14 protein-coding genes are annotated in these 15,492 nt (G+C 75.2%); 10 read left to right on the top strand and 4 right to left on the bottom strand.

The window, feature by feature from the left end:
• Positions 1 to 82 precede the first annotated feature (82 nt).
• The 3 genes from AB0A97_RS26485 to AB0A97_RS26475 all read left to right on the top strand — a co-directional run bounded on the left by AB0A97_RS26485 (position 83) and on the right by AB0A97_RS26475 (position 3,143).
• Positions 83 to 1,120: an iron chelate uptake ABC transporter family permease subunit gene (locus AB0A97_RS26485; protein ID WP_361154623.1), complete on the top strand. Its 1,038-nt coding sequence runs from the start codon at positions 83 to 85 to the stop codon at positions 1,118 to 1,120.
• An 80-nt stretch (positions 1,121 to 1,200) separates the two neighbouring features.
• On the top strand, positions 1,201 to 2,229 hold the full coding sequence (locus tag AB0A97_RS26480; protein WP_361154620.1) for an iron chelate uptake ABC transporter family permease subunit: 1,029 nt from the start codon (positions 1,201 to 1,203) through the stop codon (positions 2,227 to 2,229).
• Between the two features lie 116 nt (positions 2,230 to 2,345).
• Positions 2,346 to 3,143 carry an ABC transporter ATP-binding protein gene (locus AB0A97_RS26475; RefSeq protein ID WP_361154547.1) on the top strand — a complete coding sequence of 266 codons (798 nt, stop codon included), beginning with the start codon at positions 2,346 to 2,348 and terminating at the stop codon, positions 3,141 to 3,143.
• A 54-nt stretch (positions 3,144 to 3,197) separates the two neighbouring features.
• Here AB0A97_RS26475 and AB0A97_RS26470 read toward each other — a convergent pair whose 3' ends face one another.
• Complete coding sequence (locus AB0A97_RS26470; protein ID WP_030024178.1) at positions 3,198 to 3,545, bottom strand: sterol-binding protein; 348 nt, start codon at positions 3,543 to 3,545, stop codon at positions 3,198 to 3,200.
• Positions 3,546 to 3,621: 76 nt separating this feature from the next.
• On the opposite strand from AB0A97_RS26470, the gene AB0A97_RS26465 reads away from it, so the two are divergent.
• The 3 genes from AB0A97_RS26465 to AB0A97_RS26455 are packed head-to-tail and all read left to right on the top strand — an operon-like array spanning position 3,622 to position 5,832.
• Positions 3,622 to 4,032: a hypothetical protein gene (locus AB0A97_RS26465; RefSeq protein ID WP_361154544.1), complete on the top strand. Its 411-nt coding sequence runs from the start codon at positions 3,622 to 3,624 to the stop codon at positions 4,030 to 4,032.
• A 7-nt stretch (positions 4,033 to 4,039) separates the two neighbouring features.
• Positions 4,040 to 4,855, top strand: coding sequence for a TlyA family RNA methyltransferase (locus tag AB0A97_RS26460; protein ID WP_361154541.1), 816 nt, complete (start codon positions 4,040 to 4,042; stop codon positions 4,853 to 4,855).
• Positions 4,852 to 5,832 (top strand): NAD kinase, encoded by a 981-nt coding sequence (locus AB0A97_RS26455; protein ID WP_361154539.1) that lies wholly within the window; start codon positions 4,852 to 4,854, stop codon positions 5,830 to 5,832. The genes AB0A97_RS26460 and AB0A97_RS26455 overlap by 4 nt, the downstream gene beginning before the upstream one ends.
• Before the next feature lie 154 nt (positions 5,833 to 5,986).
• Here AB0A97_RS26455 and AB0A97_RS26450 read toward each other — a convergent pair whose 3' ends face one another.
• Positions 5,987 to 6,601: a CPBP family intramembrane glutamic endopeptidase gene (locus AB0A97_RS26450; RefSeq protein ID WP_361154536.1), complete on the bottom strand. Its 615-nt coding sequence runs from the start codon at positions 6,599 to 6,601 to the stop codon at positions 5,987 to 5,989.
• A gap of 357 nt (positions 6,602 to 6,958) precedes the next feature.
• Positions 6,959 to 8,446, bottom strand: coding sequence for a S41 family peptidase (locus AB0A97_RS26445; protein ID WP_361154534.1), 1,488 nt, complete (start codon positions 8,444 to 8,446; stop codon positions 6,959 to 6,961).
• A 396-nt stretch (positions 8,447 to 8,842) separates the two neighbouring features.
• On the opposite strand from AB0A97_RS26445, the gene recN reads away from it, so the two are divergent.
• The 4 genes from recN to AB0A97_RS26425 all read left to right on the top strand — a co-directional run bounded on the left by recN (position 8,843) and on the right by AB0A97_RS26425 (position 13,795).
• Complete coding sequence (recN, locus tag AB0A97_RS26440; RefSeq protein ID WP_361154616.1) at positions 8,843 to 10,579, top strand: DNA repair protein RecN; 1,737 nt, start codon at positions 8,843 to 8,845, stop codon at positions 10,577 to 10,579.
• A 136-nt stretch (positions 10,580 to 10,715) separates the two neighbouring features.
• Positions 10,716 to 11,498, top strand: a complete 783-nt coding sequence (locus AB0A97_RS26435; protein ID WP_361154531.1) for a hypothetical protein — start codon at positions 10,716 to 10,718, stop codon at positions 11,496 to 11,498.
• Positions 11,499 to 11,765: 267 nt separating this feature from the next.
• Positions 11,766 to 12,908, top strand: a complete 1,143-nt coding sequence (locus tag AB0A97_RS26430; RefSeq protein WP_361154528.1) for a glycosyltransferase family 4 protein — start codon at positions 11,766 to 11,768, stop codon at positions 12,906 to 12,908.
• A 209-nt stretch (positions 12,909 to 13,117) separates the two neighbouring features.
• A complete protein-coding gene (locus AB0A97_RS26425; RefSeq protein WP_361154525.1) occupies positions 13,118 to 13,795 on the top strand; it encodes a LysE family translocator in 678 nt (225 codons plus the stop codon).
• Positions 13,796 to 13,817: 22 nt separating this feature from the next.
• Here AB0A97_RS26425 and AB0A97_RS26420 read toward each other — a convergent pair whose 3' ends face one another.
• The gene (locus AB0A97_RS26420; protein WP_361154522.1) at positions 13,818 to 15,443 is read right to left on the bottom strand and encodes a PucR family transcriptional regulator ligand-binding domain-containing protein; all 1,626 of its coding nucleotides are present in this window, start codon (positions 15,441 to 15,443) and stop codon (positions 13,818 to 13,820) included.
• Between the last annotated feature and the right edge of the window lie 49 nt (positions 15,444 to 15,492).

The following is a 15,492-nucleotide window of genomic DNA, read 5'->3' as shown; positions in this document are numbered from 1 at the left end:
GCCGGACGGCAAAGGGCCGGTAAAAGGCCCTGCAGAACGACTTGATGTCTGATCGTGAGGGTAGGCTAACCTAACTCCCGTGTTGGTTGACAGTCCCCCCGAAGCAAACGCCCCCGCGGCTCCGCGGCGGCGGCAGATCACTCGCTCGGCGGGGCTCGTCGCCTCCGTCGGCGCACTGGTGGTCGTGGCCGCCCTGGGTATCGCCGTCGGCGCGAAACAGGTACCCCTCGACCAGGTATGGCACGCCCTCTTCCACTACACGGGTGACGACACCGACGTGGTCGTACGGGACGTCCGCCTGCCGCGCACCCTCCTCGGCCTGCTGGCCGGCGCGGCCCTGGGCCTGGCCGGCACCGTGATGCAGGCACTGACCCGCAACCCCCTCGCCGACCCCGGCGTCCTCGGCATCAACGCGGGCGCCTCGGCGGCCGTCGTCTCCGCCATCAGCTTTCTGGGGATCACCTCACTGACCGGGTACGTGTGGTTCGCCTTCCTCGGCGCCGCGGTCGTCTCGGTCGCCGTGTACGTGCTCGGCGGCACCCGCAGCGCCACCCCCGTACGGCTGGCGCTGGCCGGCACCGCCCTGTCCGCCGTCCTGATCGGCTACATCAACGCCGTCAACCTCCTGGACACCGCGGCGCTGGACCGGATGCGCTTCTGGACGGTCGGCTCGCTGGCCTCCGCCACCATGGACACCGTGCGGGAGGTCACGCCGTTCCTCCTGATCGGTGCCGTCCTGGCGCTCGCCGTCGGACGCCCCCTGAACGCCATCGCGCTCGGCGACGACCAGGCGCGGGCCCTGGGTGCCCGGCTGACCCGCACCCGGGTGCTGGCGATGATCGCCGTCACCCTGCTGTGCGGCGGCGCGACCGCCGCCTGCGGCCCGATCGTCTACGTCGGCCTGATGGTCCCGCACGTCGTCCGCGCCGTCACCGGCCCCGACCTGCGGTGGATCCTGCCGTACTCGGCGGTCCTGTCGCCGGTCCTGCTGCTCGGCGCCGACGTCCTGGGGCGCATCGTGGCGCGGCCCGGCGAGATCCAGGTCGGCATCGTGACCGCCGTCGTCGGCGGCCCGGTCTTCATCTACCTCGTACGGCGTCGGAGGATGGCCCAGCTGTGAGTTCCACCGTTAAGACCGACACCGGCCGGAACGATTCCGCGGCCACCGGCCGGGCCGCCGCCGGGCAGACCGGCGGGTCCGTGCGGGCGGTCCGCACCGCCGGCGGGCTGTCCGTACGCCTGGACGTACGGACCCTCGTCGTCTCCCTGCTGCTGGCGGCCGTGGCCCTGTTCGCGAGCGTGCTGCTGATCGGCACCGGCGACTTCCCGATGGGGCCGGGGGACGTCCTCGCCACCCTCACCGGGTCCGGCACCACGGCACAGGAGTTCATCGTCAACGACCTGCGGCTGCCGCGGGTCCTGGTCGGACTGCTGGTCGGCGCCGCCTTCGGGGTCGCCGGCGCGGTCTTCCAGGCCGTCTCCCGCAACCCGCTCGGCAGCCCCGACGTGCTCGGCTTCTCCCAGGGCTCGACGGTCGGCGCGCTGCTCGTCATCGTCTTCTTCCAGGGCGGTACCTTCGCCATCGCGGCCGGCTCGGTCGCCGGCGGCATCGTCACCGGGCTGGCGATCTTCCTGCTGGCGTGGAAGGGCGGCATCCACGGCTACCGCTTCGTGCTCGTCGGCATCGGCGCCGCCGCGATGCTCTACGCGATCGTCCTGTACCTGATGACCAAGGCGAACATCGTCGAGGCCACCCAGGCCGTCACCTGGATGACCGGCACCCTCAGCGGCCGGGACTGGGACCAGGTCTGGCCGCTGGCGATCGTCTGCGCCGTCCTGATCCCGCTGTCGCTGCTGTACGGGCGGCCGCTGCGGATGCTGGAGATGGGCGACGACGCCGCGTACGCCCTGGGCGTCCAGGTCACCCGGGTACGCGTCGTCCTGCTGGCGGCGGCCGTCCTGCTGGTCGCCGCCGCCACCGCGGCGGCCGGGCCGATCGCCTTCCTCGCGCTGACCGCCCCGCAACTGGCCCGCCGGCTGACCCGCTCGCCCGGCCCCAACCTGCTGCCCGCCGCCCTCATGGGCGCCGCCCTCCTGGTCACCGCCGACTGGCTCTCGCAGCAGATCTTCGGCGCCGACCAGCTCCCGGTGGGCGTGCTGACCGGACTGCTCGGCGGCAGCTACCTGCTGTGGCTGCTGGCCTCCGAACGCAAGGCGGGACGGATATGAGCCCGCAGGACGCCGCACGGCGGCCCGCAACGGCCACCGCCTCCGCTCCGGCCCCCGCCACACCGACCGAGCCGCCCCAGGCCCCCGCGCCGCAGACCGCTACAAGGAGCAACGCAGTGAGCCGTCTCACGGCCGAGAACGTGACCCTCGCCTACGACCAGCGGGTCATCGCCGAGGACCTCTCGGTGGCCATACCGGACCAGTCCTTCACGGTCATCGTCGGACCGAACGCCTGCGGCAAGTCCACGCTGCTGCGCGCGCTGTCGCGGATGCTCAAGCCCGCCGCCGGCTCCGTACTGCTGGACGGCGCGGCCATCTCCTCGCTGCCCGCCAAGAAGGTCGCCCGCACCCTCGGGCTGCTCCCGCAGTCCTCCATCGCGCCCGACGGCATCACCGTCGCCGACCTGGTCGCGCGCGGCCGCTACCCGCACCAGGGACTGCTGCGCCAGTGGTCGGGCGAGGACGAGCGGATCGTACGGGAGTCCATGGACGCGACCGGCGTCGGCGAACTGGCCGAACGCTACGTCGACGAACTCTCCGGCGGGCAGCGGCAGCGCGTGTGGATCGCGATGGCCCTCGCCCAGCAGACACCGCTGCTCCTGCTGGACGAGCCGACCACCTACCTCGACATCCAGCACCAGATCGAGGTGCTGGACCTGTGCGCCGAACTCCACGAGGAGCAGGGCCGCACCCTCGTCGCCGTCCTGCACGACCTCAACCACGCCGCGCGCTACGCCACGCACCTGATCGCGATGCGGGCGGGCGAGATCGTCGCCGAAGGACCGCCGGAACAGGTCGTCACGGCGGACCTCGTCGAGCGGGTCTTCGGCCTGAAGTGCCAGGTCATCGACGACCCGGAGACGGGTACGCCGCTGGTGGTGCCGGCGGCGCGCAAGGCGCGGGCCGGGGTCTGAGGCGTACGGGCGAGGGGCCGGACGGTGGCCACGGTCAGAGGCCCGCGGCCACCGTCAGAGCAGCGACCGCAGGCGCAGCAGGTCGCGGAAGCCCGCCTCCAGCTTGACCCGGCCGCTGCCCCACGCCTTGGCGAAGTGCAGCTTGCCGTCGACCATGGCGACCAGGTCGTCGCCGCGCATGGCCAGGCGGATCTGGGCGCGTTCGGGCGGCGGCCCGGGGACGTTCGTGACGTCCTCCAGGGTGCCGTTCGCCAGCCGGCCGGTGAAGGTGACGTCCAGGTCGGTGATCCGGCAGCTCAGCGAACGGTCGAAGGCGGCCGCGCTCCGGACGTCGCCGTCGGCGGTGGACAGGTTCTGTGCGAGCCGGCCGAGGGCGGCGCGGCACTCTTCGAGGGTTGCCATCGAGATCGACGATACGCCGGTACGGGACGGGCGGGCGGTGGCCCGGTCGGCGGGCGGTTCGAGGTAGCGTCGAGGCATGGAAGAGCCGAAGGAGCCGGTGGGCGGCGGGGTACCGGACGAGCGGGTGCCGGACGGGCCTGGTTCCGGTGGCCCGGACGGCCGGGACCGGTCTGAGCGCGGCGGTGCCGGGCCGGACGGACCGGATCGGGGCGGCGCCGGGCCGGAGCGGGACGGTGCCGGGCCCGCCGGGCCGCAGCCGCTGGGTGTCGCGGTGACGCCCACCGGGGACGCCGCGGTCGACGCCCAGCTCCGGCGCCTGGCCGACGCCGACCACCTCGCCGCGAGCGGGCACCTGGAGGTGTACGAGGATGTGCACCGGGGACTGCGCGACGCGCTGGCCGCGCTCGACCGGCGCCCCGGGCCCGCCGGCCCGTCCGGCGCGGCCCCGTCCCCGCAGCCGTCCGCAACGTACGACAACAGGAGCTGAACCACAGGTGGCAGGAGTGGCACGACGCCGACTCGACGCGGAGCTGGTGCGCCGCAAGCTGGCCCGTTCCCGCGAGCACGCGAGCCAGCTGATCGCCGCGGGGCGGGTGACCGTCGGCGGAACGACGGCGACCAAGTCCGCCACCCAGGTGGAGACCAGCGCGGCCCTGGTCGTGCGCGACGACGACAGCGATCCGGACTACGTCTCACGCGGCGGCCACAAGCTGGCCGGGGCCCTCGCCGCGTTCGAACCCCGCGGCCTGAAGGTGACGGGCCGCCGCGCGCTCGACGCGGGCGCCTCCACCGGCGGCTTCACCGACGTCCTGCTGCGGGCCGGCGCGGGACACGTCGTCGCCGTGGACGTCGGGTACGGGCAGCTCGCCTGGTCGTTGCAGAGCGACGACCGGGTCACCGTCAAGGACCGCACCAACGTGCGCGAGCTGACGCTGGAGCAGATCGACGGCGAGCCCGTCGACCTCGTCGTCGGCGATCTGTCCTTCATCCCGCTGGGTCTGGTGCTGCCCGCCCTCGTCCGCTGCGCGGCGCCCGACGCCGACCTGGTGCTGATGGTCAAGCCGCAGTTCGAGGTCGGCAAGGAGCGTCTCGGCAGCGGCGGAGTGGTGCGCAGCGCCGACCTGCGGGCCGAGGCGGTATGCGGTGTCGCCGAGCGGGCCGCCGCGCTGGGACTGGGGGTGGCCGGGGTGACCGCCAGCCCGCTGCCCGGGCCCTCCGGCAATGTCGAGTACTTTCTGTGGCTGCGCGCCGGGGCGGACGCACTCGACCCGGCGGACGTCGACCGAGCAGTGGCGGAGGGGCCCCGTTGACCAGTTCTGAAGCATCCGGAGCGGCTGAGACAGCCGGCTCGCGCACCACCTGTACCGCACCGTCCCCGGGCGGCCCGGAGCCGTCCGGGCAGCGCACCGTCTTCCTGCTGGCGCACACCGGCCGCCCCGCGGCCGTCCGCAGCGCCGAACTCGTCGTCCAGGGGCTGCTGCGCAGCGGCATCGGCGTACGGGTCCTGGCCGAGGAGGCGGCGGACCTGCCGCTGCCGGCGTCCGTGGTCCGCGTCGAGTCCGAGCAGTGCGCGGCCGAGGGCTGCGAACTGCTGGTGGTCCTCGGCGGGGACGGGACTCTGCTGCGCGGCGCGGACTTCGCCCGTACGTCCGGCGTGCCGATGCTCGGCGTCAACCTCGGCCGGGTCGGCTTCCTCGCGGAGGCCGAGCGGGACGACCTGGACAAGGTCGTCGACCGGGTCGTGACCCGCTCCTACGAGGTCGAGGAGCGGATGACCATCGACGTCCTGGTGCGCAACAACGGCAGCATCGCGCACACCGACTGGGCCCTGAACGAGGCGTCCGTCGAGAAGGCCGCGCGGGAGCGCATGCTGGAGGTCGTCACCGAGGTCGACGGGCGGCCCGTCTCGCGCTTCGGCGGCGACGGTGTCGTGTGCGCGACCCCGACCGGCTCCACCGCCTATGCCTTCTCGGCGGGCGGCCCGGTGGTCTGGCCCGAGGTCGAGGCCCTGCTGATGGTGCCGATCAGCGCCCACGCGCTGTTCGCCAAGCCGCTGGTCACCTCGCCGGACTCGGTGCTGGCCGTCGAGGTGCAGCCCAAGACGCCGCACGGCGTGCTGTGGTGCGACGGCCGCCGCAGCGTCGAACTGCCCGCGGGCGCGCGGGTGGAGGTCCGCCGCGGCGCCACCCCGGTACGCCTCGCCCGTCTGCATCACGCCTCCTTCACCGATCGTCTGGTGGCCAAGTTCGCCCTGCCGGTGGCGGGCTGGCGCGGCGCACCGCAGTAGCCGCGGCGGCGCGGACGGATATCGGTTCCGCGGCAGCGCGGACCGGCACCGGCTCGTCCCGGGCCCGGAGCGGGCGTACGGCTACGGCCGCGGCTCCTGGCCCGAGGAGCGTCATGAGCGCGGCCGCGAGCGACACGGCCGCCGAGCCCTGTCGTCACCTTCCCGTCGTTCCGCCCGGAGGGCGGGCCGCGCGGCGTCTGGTGCACGTCGCTTCGCCACGGCTCGGCTCTTCGGATCTGCCTTTCGGAAGCCGAGCCGATCGCAAGGCGGAGGGTCTTCCCGGTACTGGGTGTACCGGGAAGAGCCCGACAATGACGGGGTCCCCCCCCGCGCCGTTCAGGCGTGGGGGAGAGCGTGCGTGCTGGGGGTCCCCCAGCGGTAGCTGGGGGAGTCGCGCGGCAGGCGGGAATCTGACGCCTGGGACCAGGGCGGGTGCGGCGTGGTCGGTCCAGCCGGGGAACACCGACTCGGCGACGTTGATCGTGGTGTGCACCGCGACGGCGGTCGGCACGATCCCGCCGGAGCTGTCGTACAGCCGCACCATCAGGACCCGCACCGCGACCGAGCCGAGCACCTGACCGGCTGTCCACGCGGCGGAACGGCCCGCCTGGGTGTGTGCGACAAGGTGCCAGGCCGCCCACACCAGGCCGATGACCAGGCCCGCGCCGAGCGTGCCCCACCGCTCCCGCAGCGGTTGCAGCAGATATCCCGTCCACCCCGCCTCCTCGGCAGCGGCGGCGAAGAAGTACAGGACGAGGAGCAGCGGCACGGACGAGCGGGGAGTGCGGCCCGGTGGGCGGTGCTCCGGCCGCCGACAGCAGCCCGGTCGCGAGGAACGGGGCGGGCATCAGGAGCACGGGCAGCGCCCAGCAGCCGGGCCGCGCCGCACCGCGCACCGCGAACGTCCGCCGCACCAGCCGTCGCACCCCGTGCCCGCCCTCCTCGCGGAAGAGCAGGAGCGAGGCCACCGCCACCGGCAGGACGAACTGGAACGCGGTCAGCGGCATGCCCATGGGCAGCGCACCGGACAGGTCGAAGACCGCACCGGCCACCCAGAACGGGACGGAGAGGGCCGCCAGTAACGCGATGAACGTGCAGGGCGATCCGCCGCCCCTCGCAGCCCGGGTCATGACATCGGGTGGCCGGCGGCCAGGAGGGCTCGGGCACGGGACAGGGCCGGGTCGCGGCGGGCCGCCAGGTCCTCGGCGGCGAAGACCGGGACGCGGACAGTCGGCGGGATGCCCGTCCCGTCGAACGTGCGGCCCTCCGCGGTCAGGAACTCCTCGTTGGGCAGCGCGAACCTCCAGCCGTTCGGCAGGGCGCGGTCCAGGGTGTCGGAGAAGACGCCCTGGGTGTTCTCCCCGATGCGGACCGGCGCGGGGGCACGGCCGAGCAGGGCCTGGGCGAAGGTCTCGCCCGCGCTGATCGTGAGCGGACCGGTCAGCAGCGCGAGCGGACCCGTGTAGCGGGGGCCGTCGTGCGGACGTACCCGTGCGGGCTGGGCGGGGGTGAATTTCCGCGGGTCGGCGGGGTCGTTGCGCGCGTGTTTGCGGTACGCGAGATACGGGCGGCCCGTCAGGCGGGAGGCGACGCGCAGACCCAGCCGGTCCGATCCGCCGCCGTTCAGCCGCAGGTCGACGACGAGGCCGCGCAGGGCCCTCGGCCCGGACGTACGGCCCGGGGTGAACACGGCGTCCAACGCGCGGTCCAGCTCCGCGACATCGCTCTCGTGATCGTCCTGGTCGGTGTAGCCGTGGAAGGACGTGATGCGGAGGTAGCCGAGCCGGCCGGGGAGGTCGGCGTAGGAGAACGCACCCCCGGCCCACCGGCGCAGGGTGACGTCCCGGCCGAGAGCGGCCGCGACCGCCGCGTCCACCTGCCTCAGGAGCGCGGGGGTGGGGGCGGTCGTCCCGGGCCGCGCCCCCGCGTACACCCGGCCGGGGCCCGCGGAGAGGTTGGTGTGCCCGTCGTGGAGCGGTTCGATCATCCCGCGCAGCACGGCGAACAGCTCGTCGTCGGTGGTCCGCGCCGTGACCCGCGGACGGTACCGGGCGCGGACGGCGGCCCAGTCGGTCCCCTTGGCGGCGAAGAACGGGTAGTTCTCGGCGTAGGTGTGCCAGAAGACGTCGAAGACCGTACGGGGGTCCTTCGCCGGGCGCCGGTGACAGCGGGCGGGCAGCGCGGCGATCCGGTGGAGTGTGCGGTACCCGACATTGTCCTGGATGCTCAGGCGGGCCACGCCGGGGCTGTGCGGCGCGACCGTGACGCGCGCCGCGTCCGGCACGGCGAACTCCACCCGGCCGGCGGCGTCCGGCGGCCCCGTACGGACACCGTCGGCGGAGCCGGGGAGACAGCTGACGGCCGTGGTCTCGTACGTACGCAGCCGCCGGCTGTCGATCGTGACGAGGGTGCCGTACCCGTCCATCCGCCACACGCCCTCCAGAGAAGCCGGATGCCGTGCGGCGGGCCGTGCCGCACCGCCGCCCGGCGTACGGGCCGCACGGGCTCCGGCGGACGGCGCGCAGACGGTGACCAGGGCGGTGGCGGCCAGCAGGAGGGCGGCCCGCCGGGTGGGCGGCTGCTCAAGTGGCTGTTCGGGTGGCTGTTCGGTCATGGTGGTTCCCCCGTGGTGCGATGGTTCAGATGGTCGTCGGCCGCGGCGTCCGGCGGAACGTCCTCCGGCGGCGTCCGGAAGGGCGCCCTCCGGATCTTCGGCGCCTGCCGCCGCGCCGGCCCGCAGCGGCCCCGCTGCCGCCTGCCGGACCGCCGTGGGCAGGAGCCCCGGACCCGGCCCTGGGCTCCGCCCCGCCGTCCACCGCCGCTCCGCCGACCATGCGGCCCCCTTCCGATCGTGTCCTCTTCCTCAGCGTGACAGGCGGGGCGGGGGCAGCGCCCTGAGGAAAACATCCGTTCTGTGGTGGGGTTTTCCGCAGGGCGGAGCGGTAAGGGGAGGGGAGGCCGTCGCGGGGCGGGCCCGGGACCTCGTAAGGTCGTATCCGTGTTGGAGGAGATGCGGATCAGGTCCCTGGGCGTCATTGACGATGCCGTCGTCGAGCTGTCGCCGGGTTTCACGGCGGTGACCGGCGAGACGGGCGCGGGCAAGACCATGGTCGTCACCAGCCTCGGGCTGCTGCTCGGCGGGCGCGCCGACCCCGCCCTGGTGCGGATCGGAGCCAAATCGGCGGTCGTGGAGGGCCGCATAACGGTGGGACCGGCGGCACCGGCCGCGGTGCGCGCCGAGGAGGCGGGTGCCGAGCTGGACGACGGGACGTTGCTGATCAGCCGCACGGTCTCGGCCGAAGGCCGCTCCCGCGCCCATGTCGGCGGCCGTTCCGTCCCGGTCGGGCTGCTGGGCGAGTTGGCGGACGACCTGGTGGCCGTGCACGGCCAGACCGACCAGCAGGGTCTGCTGCGCCCGGCCCGGCAGCGGCAGGCACTGGACCGCTACGCGGGCGACGCGGTGTCCGTACCGCTCGCCAAGTACACCGCCGCGTACCGGCGGCTGCGCGCCGTCGCCGCCGAACTGGACGAGCTGACCACCCGGGCCCGCGAACGGGCCCAGGAGGCCGACCTGCTGCGCTTCGGCCTGGAGGAGATCGCCGGGGTCGAACCGCAGCCGGACGAGGACACCGAGCTGGCCGCCGAGGCCGAACGGCTCGGCCACGCCGAGGCACTGGCGTCGGCCGCGTCGGCCGCGCACGCCGCGCTCGCCGGAAACCCCGAGGACCTGGAGGCCGTCGACGCCAGCACCCTGGTCGCGGGCGCGCACCGGGCACTGGACGCCGTACGCAGCCACGACCCGGCGCTGTCCGCGCTCACCGAGCGGCTGGGCGAGATCGGCATCCTGATGGCGGACGTGGCCGGCGAACTGGCCAGCTATGCGGACGGACTGGACGCGGACCCGCTGCGGCTGGCCGCCGTCGAGGAGCGCCGGGCCGCGCTCACGCACCTGACGCGCAAGTACGGCGCGGACATCGCCGCCGTGCTGGCCTGGGCCGAGGAGGGCTCGGCCCGCCTCGCCGAGCTGGACGGTGACGACGACCGGATCGGCGAACTGGCGGCGGAGCGGGACGCGCTCCGCGCGGAACTGGGCGAGCTGGCGCAGGCGTTGACCGACGCCCGAGCGGCGTCGGCGAAGCGATTCGCCGACGCGGTGACGGCCGAGCTGGCCGAGCTGGCCATGCCGCACGCCCGGGTCAGCGTCCAGATCAGCCAGACGGGGCTGCCGGAGACCGCCGACGAGAGCGACGGCATCGAGGTCGGCGGCCGAACGGTGGCCTACGGCCCCACCGGCGCCGACGAGGTGGAACTCCTCCTCGCCCCGCACCCCGGCACGCCGCCCCGCCCCATCGCCAAGGGCGCCTCGGGTGGTGAACTCTCCCGGGTGATGCTCGCGGTCGAGGTGGTCTTCGCCGGTTCCGACCCCGTACCGACCTATCTGTTCGACGAGGTGGACGCGGGCGTCGGCGGCAAGGCCGCCGTGGAGGTCGGCCGCCGGCTGGCTCGCCTGGCCCGGTCGGCCCAGGTCGTGGTCGTCACCCACCTCCCGCAGGTGGCGGCCTTCGCCGACCGGCAACTGCTCGTGGAGAAGACCCACGACGGTTCGGTGACCCGCAGCGGGGTCACGGTCCTGGAGGGCGAGGACCGGGTGCGCGAACTCTCCCGGATGCTCGCCGGGCAGGAGGACTCCGAGACGGCGCGGGCGCACGCGGAGGAACTCCTGGAGACGGCCCGCGCGGGACGCTGAGGCGAGGGCGGACGGCCGAGGGCTGACGGCTGAGGGCCGACAATCGGGGCCGGAAGCAGGGGGCCGGCCCCCGGAGCCGTACGGACGCACCGGCCCGGCGTACGCCACGCCGCCCGGCCGCCCTACGCTGCCGATCATGATCGGAACATTGCGCAAGGGCCTGCCGTTCGCCGTCGCGGCAGGTGTCACGCGGGTCGTGTACGGACAGGTGCGGCGCCGGCCGCCCGGTGGGCGCGGGCGCTGGGAGCGTACGAACCACGCGGGCCGCACGGTCGGCCTGTACAGCGGGCCCGCCACCGTGGCGGGCACCGCGCTCGCCGCCGTGGCCGCGCCGGGACTGTCCGCCCGTACGCGCACGGCGGCAGCGCTGGCCGTCCTGGCGGCCGGGGGCTGCGGTACGTACGACGACCTTGCCGCGGCGGGTGACACCCGGCGCGGCTTCCGGGCCCACCTGTCGGCCCTGCGGGACGGGGAGTTGACCAGCGGCGCGGTGAAGCTGTTCGGGATCGGCGCGGCCGGGCTGGCCGCCGGCGCGCTGCTCAAGGAGCGGCCGCTGGACAAGGCGCTCGCCGGGGTGGTGATCGCGGGCGCCGCGCACGCCGTGAACCTGGTGGACGTACGGCCGGGCCGGGCGGCGCTGGCCACGCTCGCCGCGTCGGCGCCCGGGCTGCTGCGGCGCGGCCCCGCGGGAGCCCTGGCCGCGGCGCCCGCGGGGGCCGCGGCGGCGGTCCTCGCGGACGACCTGGGGGAGCGCACCATGATCGGCGACGCGGGCGCCCACGCCCTGGGCGCCGGACTCGGCCTCGCCGTCGCCGCCGGGTGCGGCCGCGCGGGGCTGGCCGTGCACGCCGCCGCCCTGGTCGGAGCCGCGGTGGCCGGTGACCGGGTCGGCCGGGCGGCCGCGTCCGGCGGCGCGTAACGGCCGGACCCCGCGTCAGGTCACTGCCGCTGGGCCGACGGGGTGGGTGGTTTGTCGCCCATATGGGTGGTCAGATGGGTGTATGGGCGATGTGTGCCCTTGGAACGGCTCGTCGGCGGTCCCGGATCCACGGCGCGGGCTGGCATCCTGGGGGCGCAGCGCGTACAGCTGCGCGACCGCGCCCCCCGTACCGGCGCCTGCCCCGGGCGGAGCCGGACGCCGCGGCGCGCCGCCAGGCCCGCCACCGACCCCAGGAGCACCGCCCACGTGACCAGCACCCCGGCCCCGCCGCACGGACCGTCGCCGCTGCGCACGGTCCAGGTGCTGGGCCGTGGCAGCGCGGGCAGCGCCGCCCATGTGCGTTCGCTGGCCGCCGGGCTGGTGGCGCGCGGGGTCCGGGTGACGGTGTGCGCCCCGCCCGACGCCGAGGACACGTACGACTACACGGACGCGGGCGCGCGGTTCGTGCCGGTCCCGCCGCGCGCCGACCCGGCGAGCGTCACGTCGCTGCGGGCCGCCTGCGGGGACGCCGACCTCGTGCACGCGCACGGCCTGCGGGCGGGCCTGCGCGCCGCGATGGCCCTCCAGGGCCAGCGGAGCCGCCGCGTCCCCCTCGTCGTCACCTGGCACACCAAGGCGCACACGGACGGGCCGCGGGCCCGTCTGGTCCAGCTCCTGGAACGGCGGGTGGCGCGGACCGCCGCGGTCGTCCTGGGCGCGTGCTCGGACCTGGTGGACCGGGCACGCGAACGCGGCGCCCGGGACGCGCGCCTGGCCCCCGTCGCCATCCCGGCTCCCCGGTCGGGCGGCCGCCCGCTGACGGCCGAGGACCGCCCCGCCCACAAGCAGCGTGCCGAACTGGGTGCCGTGGACCGCCCCTTGATCCTCGTCGTCGGCCGCCTGGAGACGCACCAGGGGCACGACTTCCTGCTGGACGCCGCGCACGCCTGGTGCGCCCTGGACCCGCAGCCGATGGTCGCGGTGGCGGGGGAGGGCGGGCAGCGTGAGATGCTCCAGCGGCGTATCGACGCCGAGCACCTGCCGGTACGGCTGCTCGGCCGCCGCGACGACGTGCCCGAACTCCTCGCCGCCGCCGACCTGCTGGTGCTGCCCAGCCGCTGGGAGGCCCGCTCGCTGATCGCCCAGGAGGCGCTGCGGGCCGGTGTCCCGCTGGTGGCCACCGATGTCGGCGGCACCCGTGAACTGGTCGGCCACGCCGCCGAACTGGTCCCGTACGGCGACGCGGCGGCCCTCGCCCGCACCGTCCTGGACCTGCTGGCCGATCCCGCCCGCCGGGACACGCTCGCCGCCGCCGGGCGCGCGCAGGCCGCGGGCTGGCCGACCGAGGACGCCACGGTCGCGCAGGTGCTGAGCGTGTACGACGAGCTGATGCAGCGGCGGGAGCGCTGAGCGACCGGGACGGGGCGCTCGGAGCCGGGCGTCCGGCCCTGGCGTCCGGCCCTGGCGTCCGGCCTTCGCCGTCCGGTCCTTGATGTCCGGCCTTCGCCGTCCGGAAATCGGAGCGCCTCCGCAGACCGGCGGTGGGTAGAGTCGCCCGGCACCGCGCGCGATCTTCACATCGCCGCGGCCAGGCACGCCCCGTACGACAGGAGGCCGCTGTGACGGCTGCGCTTCTCGGCTTCGCGCTCTTCGCCCTGCTGGTGACGATGGCCCCCGGGCCGGACACCCTGCTGGTGCTCCGCAACTGCCTGCGCGGCGGCAGACGCGCCGGAGCCGCCTCCGCGCTCGGCTCCGCGGCGGGCTCGCTGGCCTGGGCCGTCGCCGCCGCCGCGGGACTGGCGGCCGCTCTGCAACGCTGGGACGCCGCCTTCATGGCCGTACGGCTGGTGGGCGCGGCCTATCTGGTGCTCCTGGGGGCGCAGGCCCTGTGGACGTACCGGCGGGCGGCCGCCGGTGGCACGGGCCCGGCAGGGGAGAGCGGCGGCGAGGGCACGACGGACCCCGCGTACGACACGGATACCACGGCGGTCCGGCCGACGCAGGCGTTCCGGCAGGGCCTCTACAGCTGCCTGCTCAACCCCAAGGTCGGCATCTTCTTCGTCGCGGTCGTCCCGCAATTCCTCCCGCAGGACCGCTCGGTGCTGGGGGTGACCCTGCTCTTCGGCGTCATCGACGCGGTGATCGCGGCGGGCTGGCTGCTGCTGGTGGCGGTGGGTGCCGGGCGGCTGCTCCGCTGGCTGCGGCGGCCCCGGGTGCACCGCAATCTGGAGCGCGGTACCGGCGGCGTCCTGCTGGCCCTGGGCGTCGGCACGGCAGCCGAGACGCTGCGGGCCTGAGCGAGCATTCCTGGGGACGCCATCACCCCCGTTCCGTGTGCCTCCTGGCCCGCAGGGCCAGCCGTAGCCCGAGGACCGTCTGCGGGTCGTCCAGGTCGGTGCCCAGCAGCTGGGCGATGCGGGCCAGCCGGTCGTAGAGCGTCTGCCGGTTGACGTTCAGGTCGCGTGCCGTCTCCGCCTTGCGGCCCGCGCTGGCCAGGTACGCCTCCAGGGTCGGCAGCAGCGGCTGGCGGGCGGACCGGTCGTGGACGAGCAGCGGCCCGACGGCACGGTCCACGAAGTCCGTCAGCACGCCCTGTTCGCCGTGTTCGCGCATCCGCCACAGCAGCAGCTCGATGTCGAGCCGGCGTGCGTCGTGCCAGGGCTGCTCCGGCAGGCCCTGCGCGGCGGCGGCTGCCTCCGTCGCGTGCCGCAGCCCGGGGCCCGCCGCAGGCCAGTCGCCCGCCGTGCCGACCACGACCACCGGGCGCCGCGCTGCCGGGGAGTCCGCCCCGGCCCGTTCGACCCCCGCGCGCAGGGCCTCGGCGACCCGGTCGGCGACGGCCGTACGGTCCTGGCCCGCGCGCAGCGCGACGAGCAGCGGCACCCGGCCTTCGACGGGACGTACACCGAGCAGGACGGGTACGCCCAGCGCGGCCAGCTCCTCCCGCAGGGCGCGGGCCAGTACGGCCCAACTGCCCGGTGCGGGCAGTTGGGAGGGCAGCCGCATGACCACGGGAAGGATCGGTTCGCCGCCCGGCCGGAACCCCAGCAGGCGGGCCTGGGCAGGGGCCTCGCCCGCGGTGATCCGGCCCTCCGCCAGATCGGCCAGGAAGTCACCGCGGCCGCGCGCGGCCAGCACCTCCTCCTGCCGGGACTGGAGCATCACGACGGCGAGCAGGTCGGCGGCGCGCTCGGCGGCGATCCGGTGCACCGGCGCGACGGGCGCGTTGACGGGCAGCAGGACCAGGCGGGCGCGTACGGCGTCGGGACCGGGCCCGCCGCCGGGTACGTCCACCCGCAGTCCGGTCTCCCGCAGGCCCTCCCACGCCTGGAGGGGATCGGCGTCCGCTGCCCCGCCGCCGTCCGGGCCCGCCGCGTACAGGGGACTGCCGTCGGGGGTCTCCAGGCAGAGCGGGTTGCCGGTGAAGGCGGCCAGCCGCCGCAGCACCTCGGGGGCGCCGCCGCCGCGCAGCAGGACGTCCGTACAACTGCGCAGGAGTTCGTCGGCCTGCCGCAGCAGCAGGTAGTGGCTGTTGACCAGCTCGGTGTGGATCTCTTCGGTGACGGTGACGTACGGGACCTCGCGGTGCAGTTGCACCAGCGGCAGGCCGCAGGCCCGCGCGCTGTCCACGACGGCCGACGGCAGCGCCTCGAAGCGGGAACCCAGCTCCACCACGAGGGCGGCGATCTCCCGGTCGGCCAGTTCGCGGACGAAGGCGCGCTGCTCGGAGGGGCGGGTGCCCAGGCCCAGGCCGGTGGTCAGCAGCAGCTCACCGCCCTTGAGCAGGGAGGCGATGTGCGGCACCTCGCCCGCGTGCACCCAGCGCACGGCGCGGTCGAGACGGTCCTCACCGGCCAGCACCTCGGGCAGCCCGCGCCGCAGCGCGGGCAGCTCCAGTGCCCTGCGTACCGTGATCACCGCTTCGACTTCCGCTTCCGGCCCCATGGCGGGGAACGCTACCCGCAGTCCGCTGGCCGGACGTACCGGGACGGGA

Source organism: Streptomyces sp. NPDC045470 (assembly GCF_040646595.1).
Taxonomy (GTDB): Bacteria; Actinomycetota; Actinomycetes; order Streptomycetales; family Streptomycetaceae; genus Streptomyces.
The sequence above is the reverse complement of the archived record's forward strand: the minus strand, read 5'-3'. Positions and strand labels throughout refer to the sequence as shown.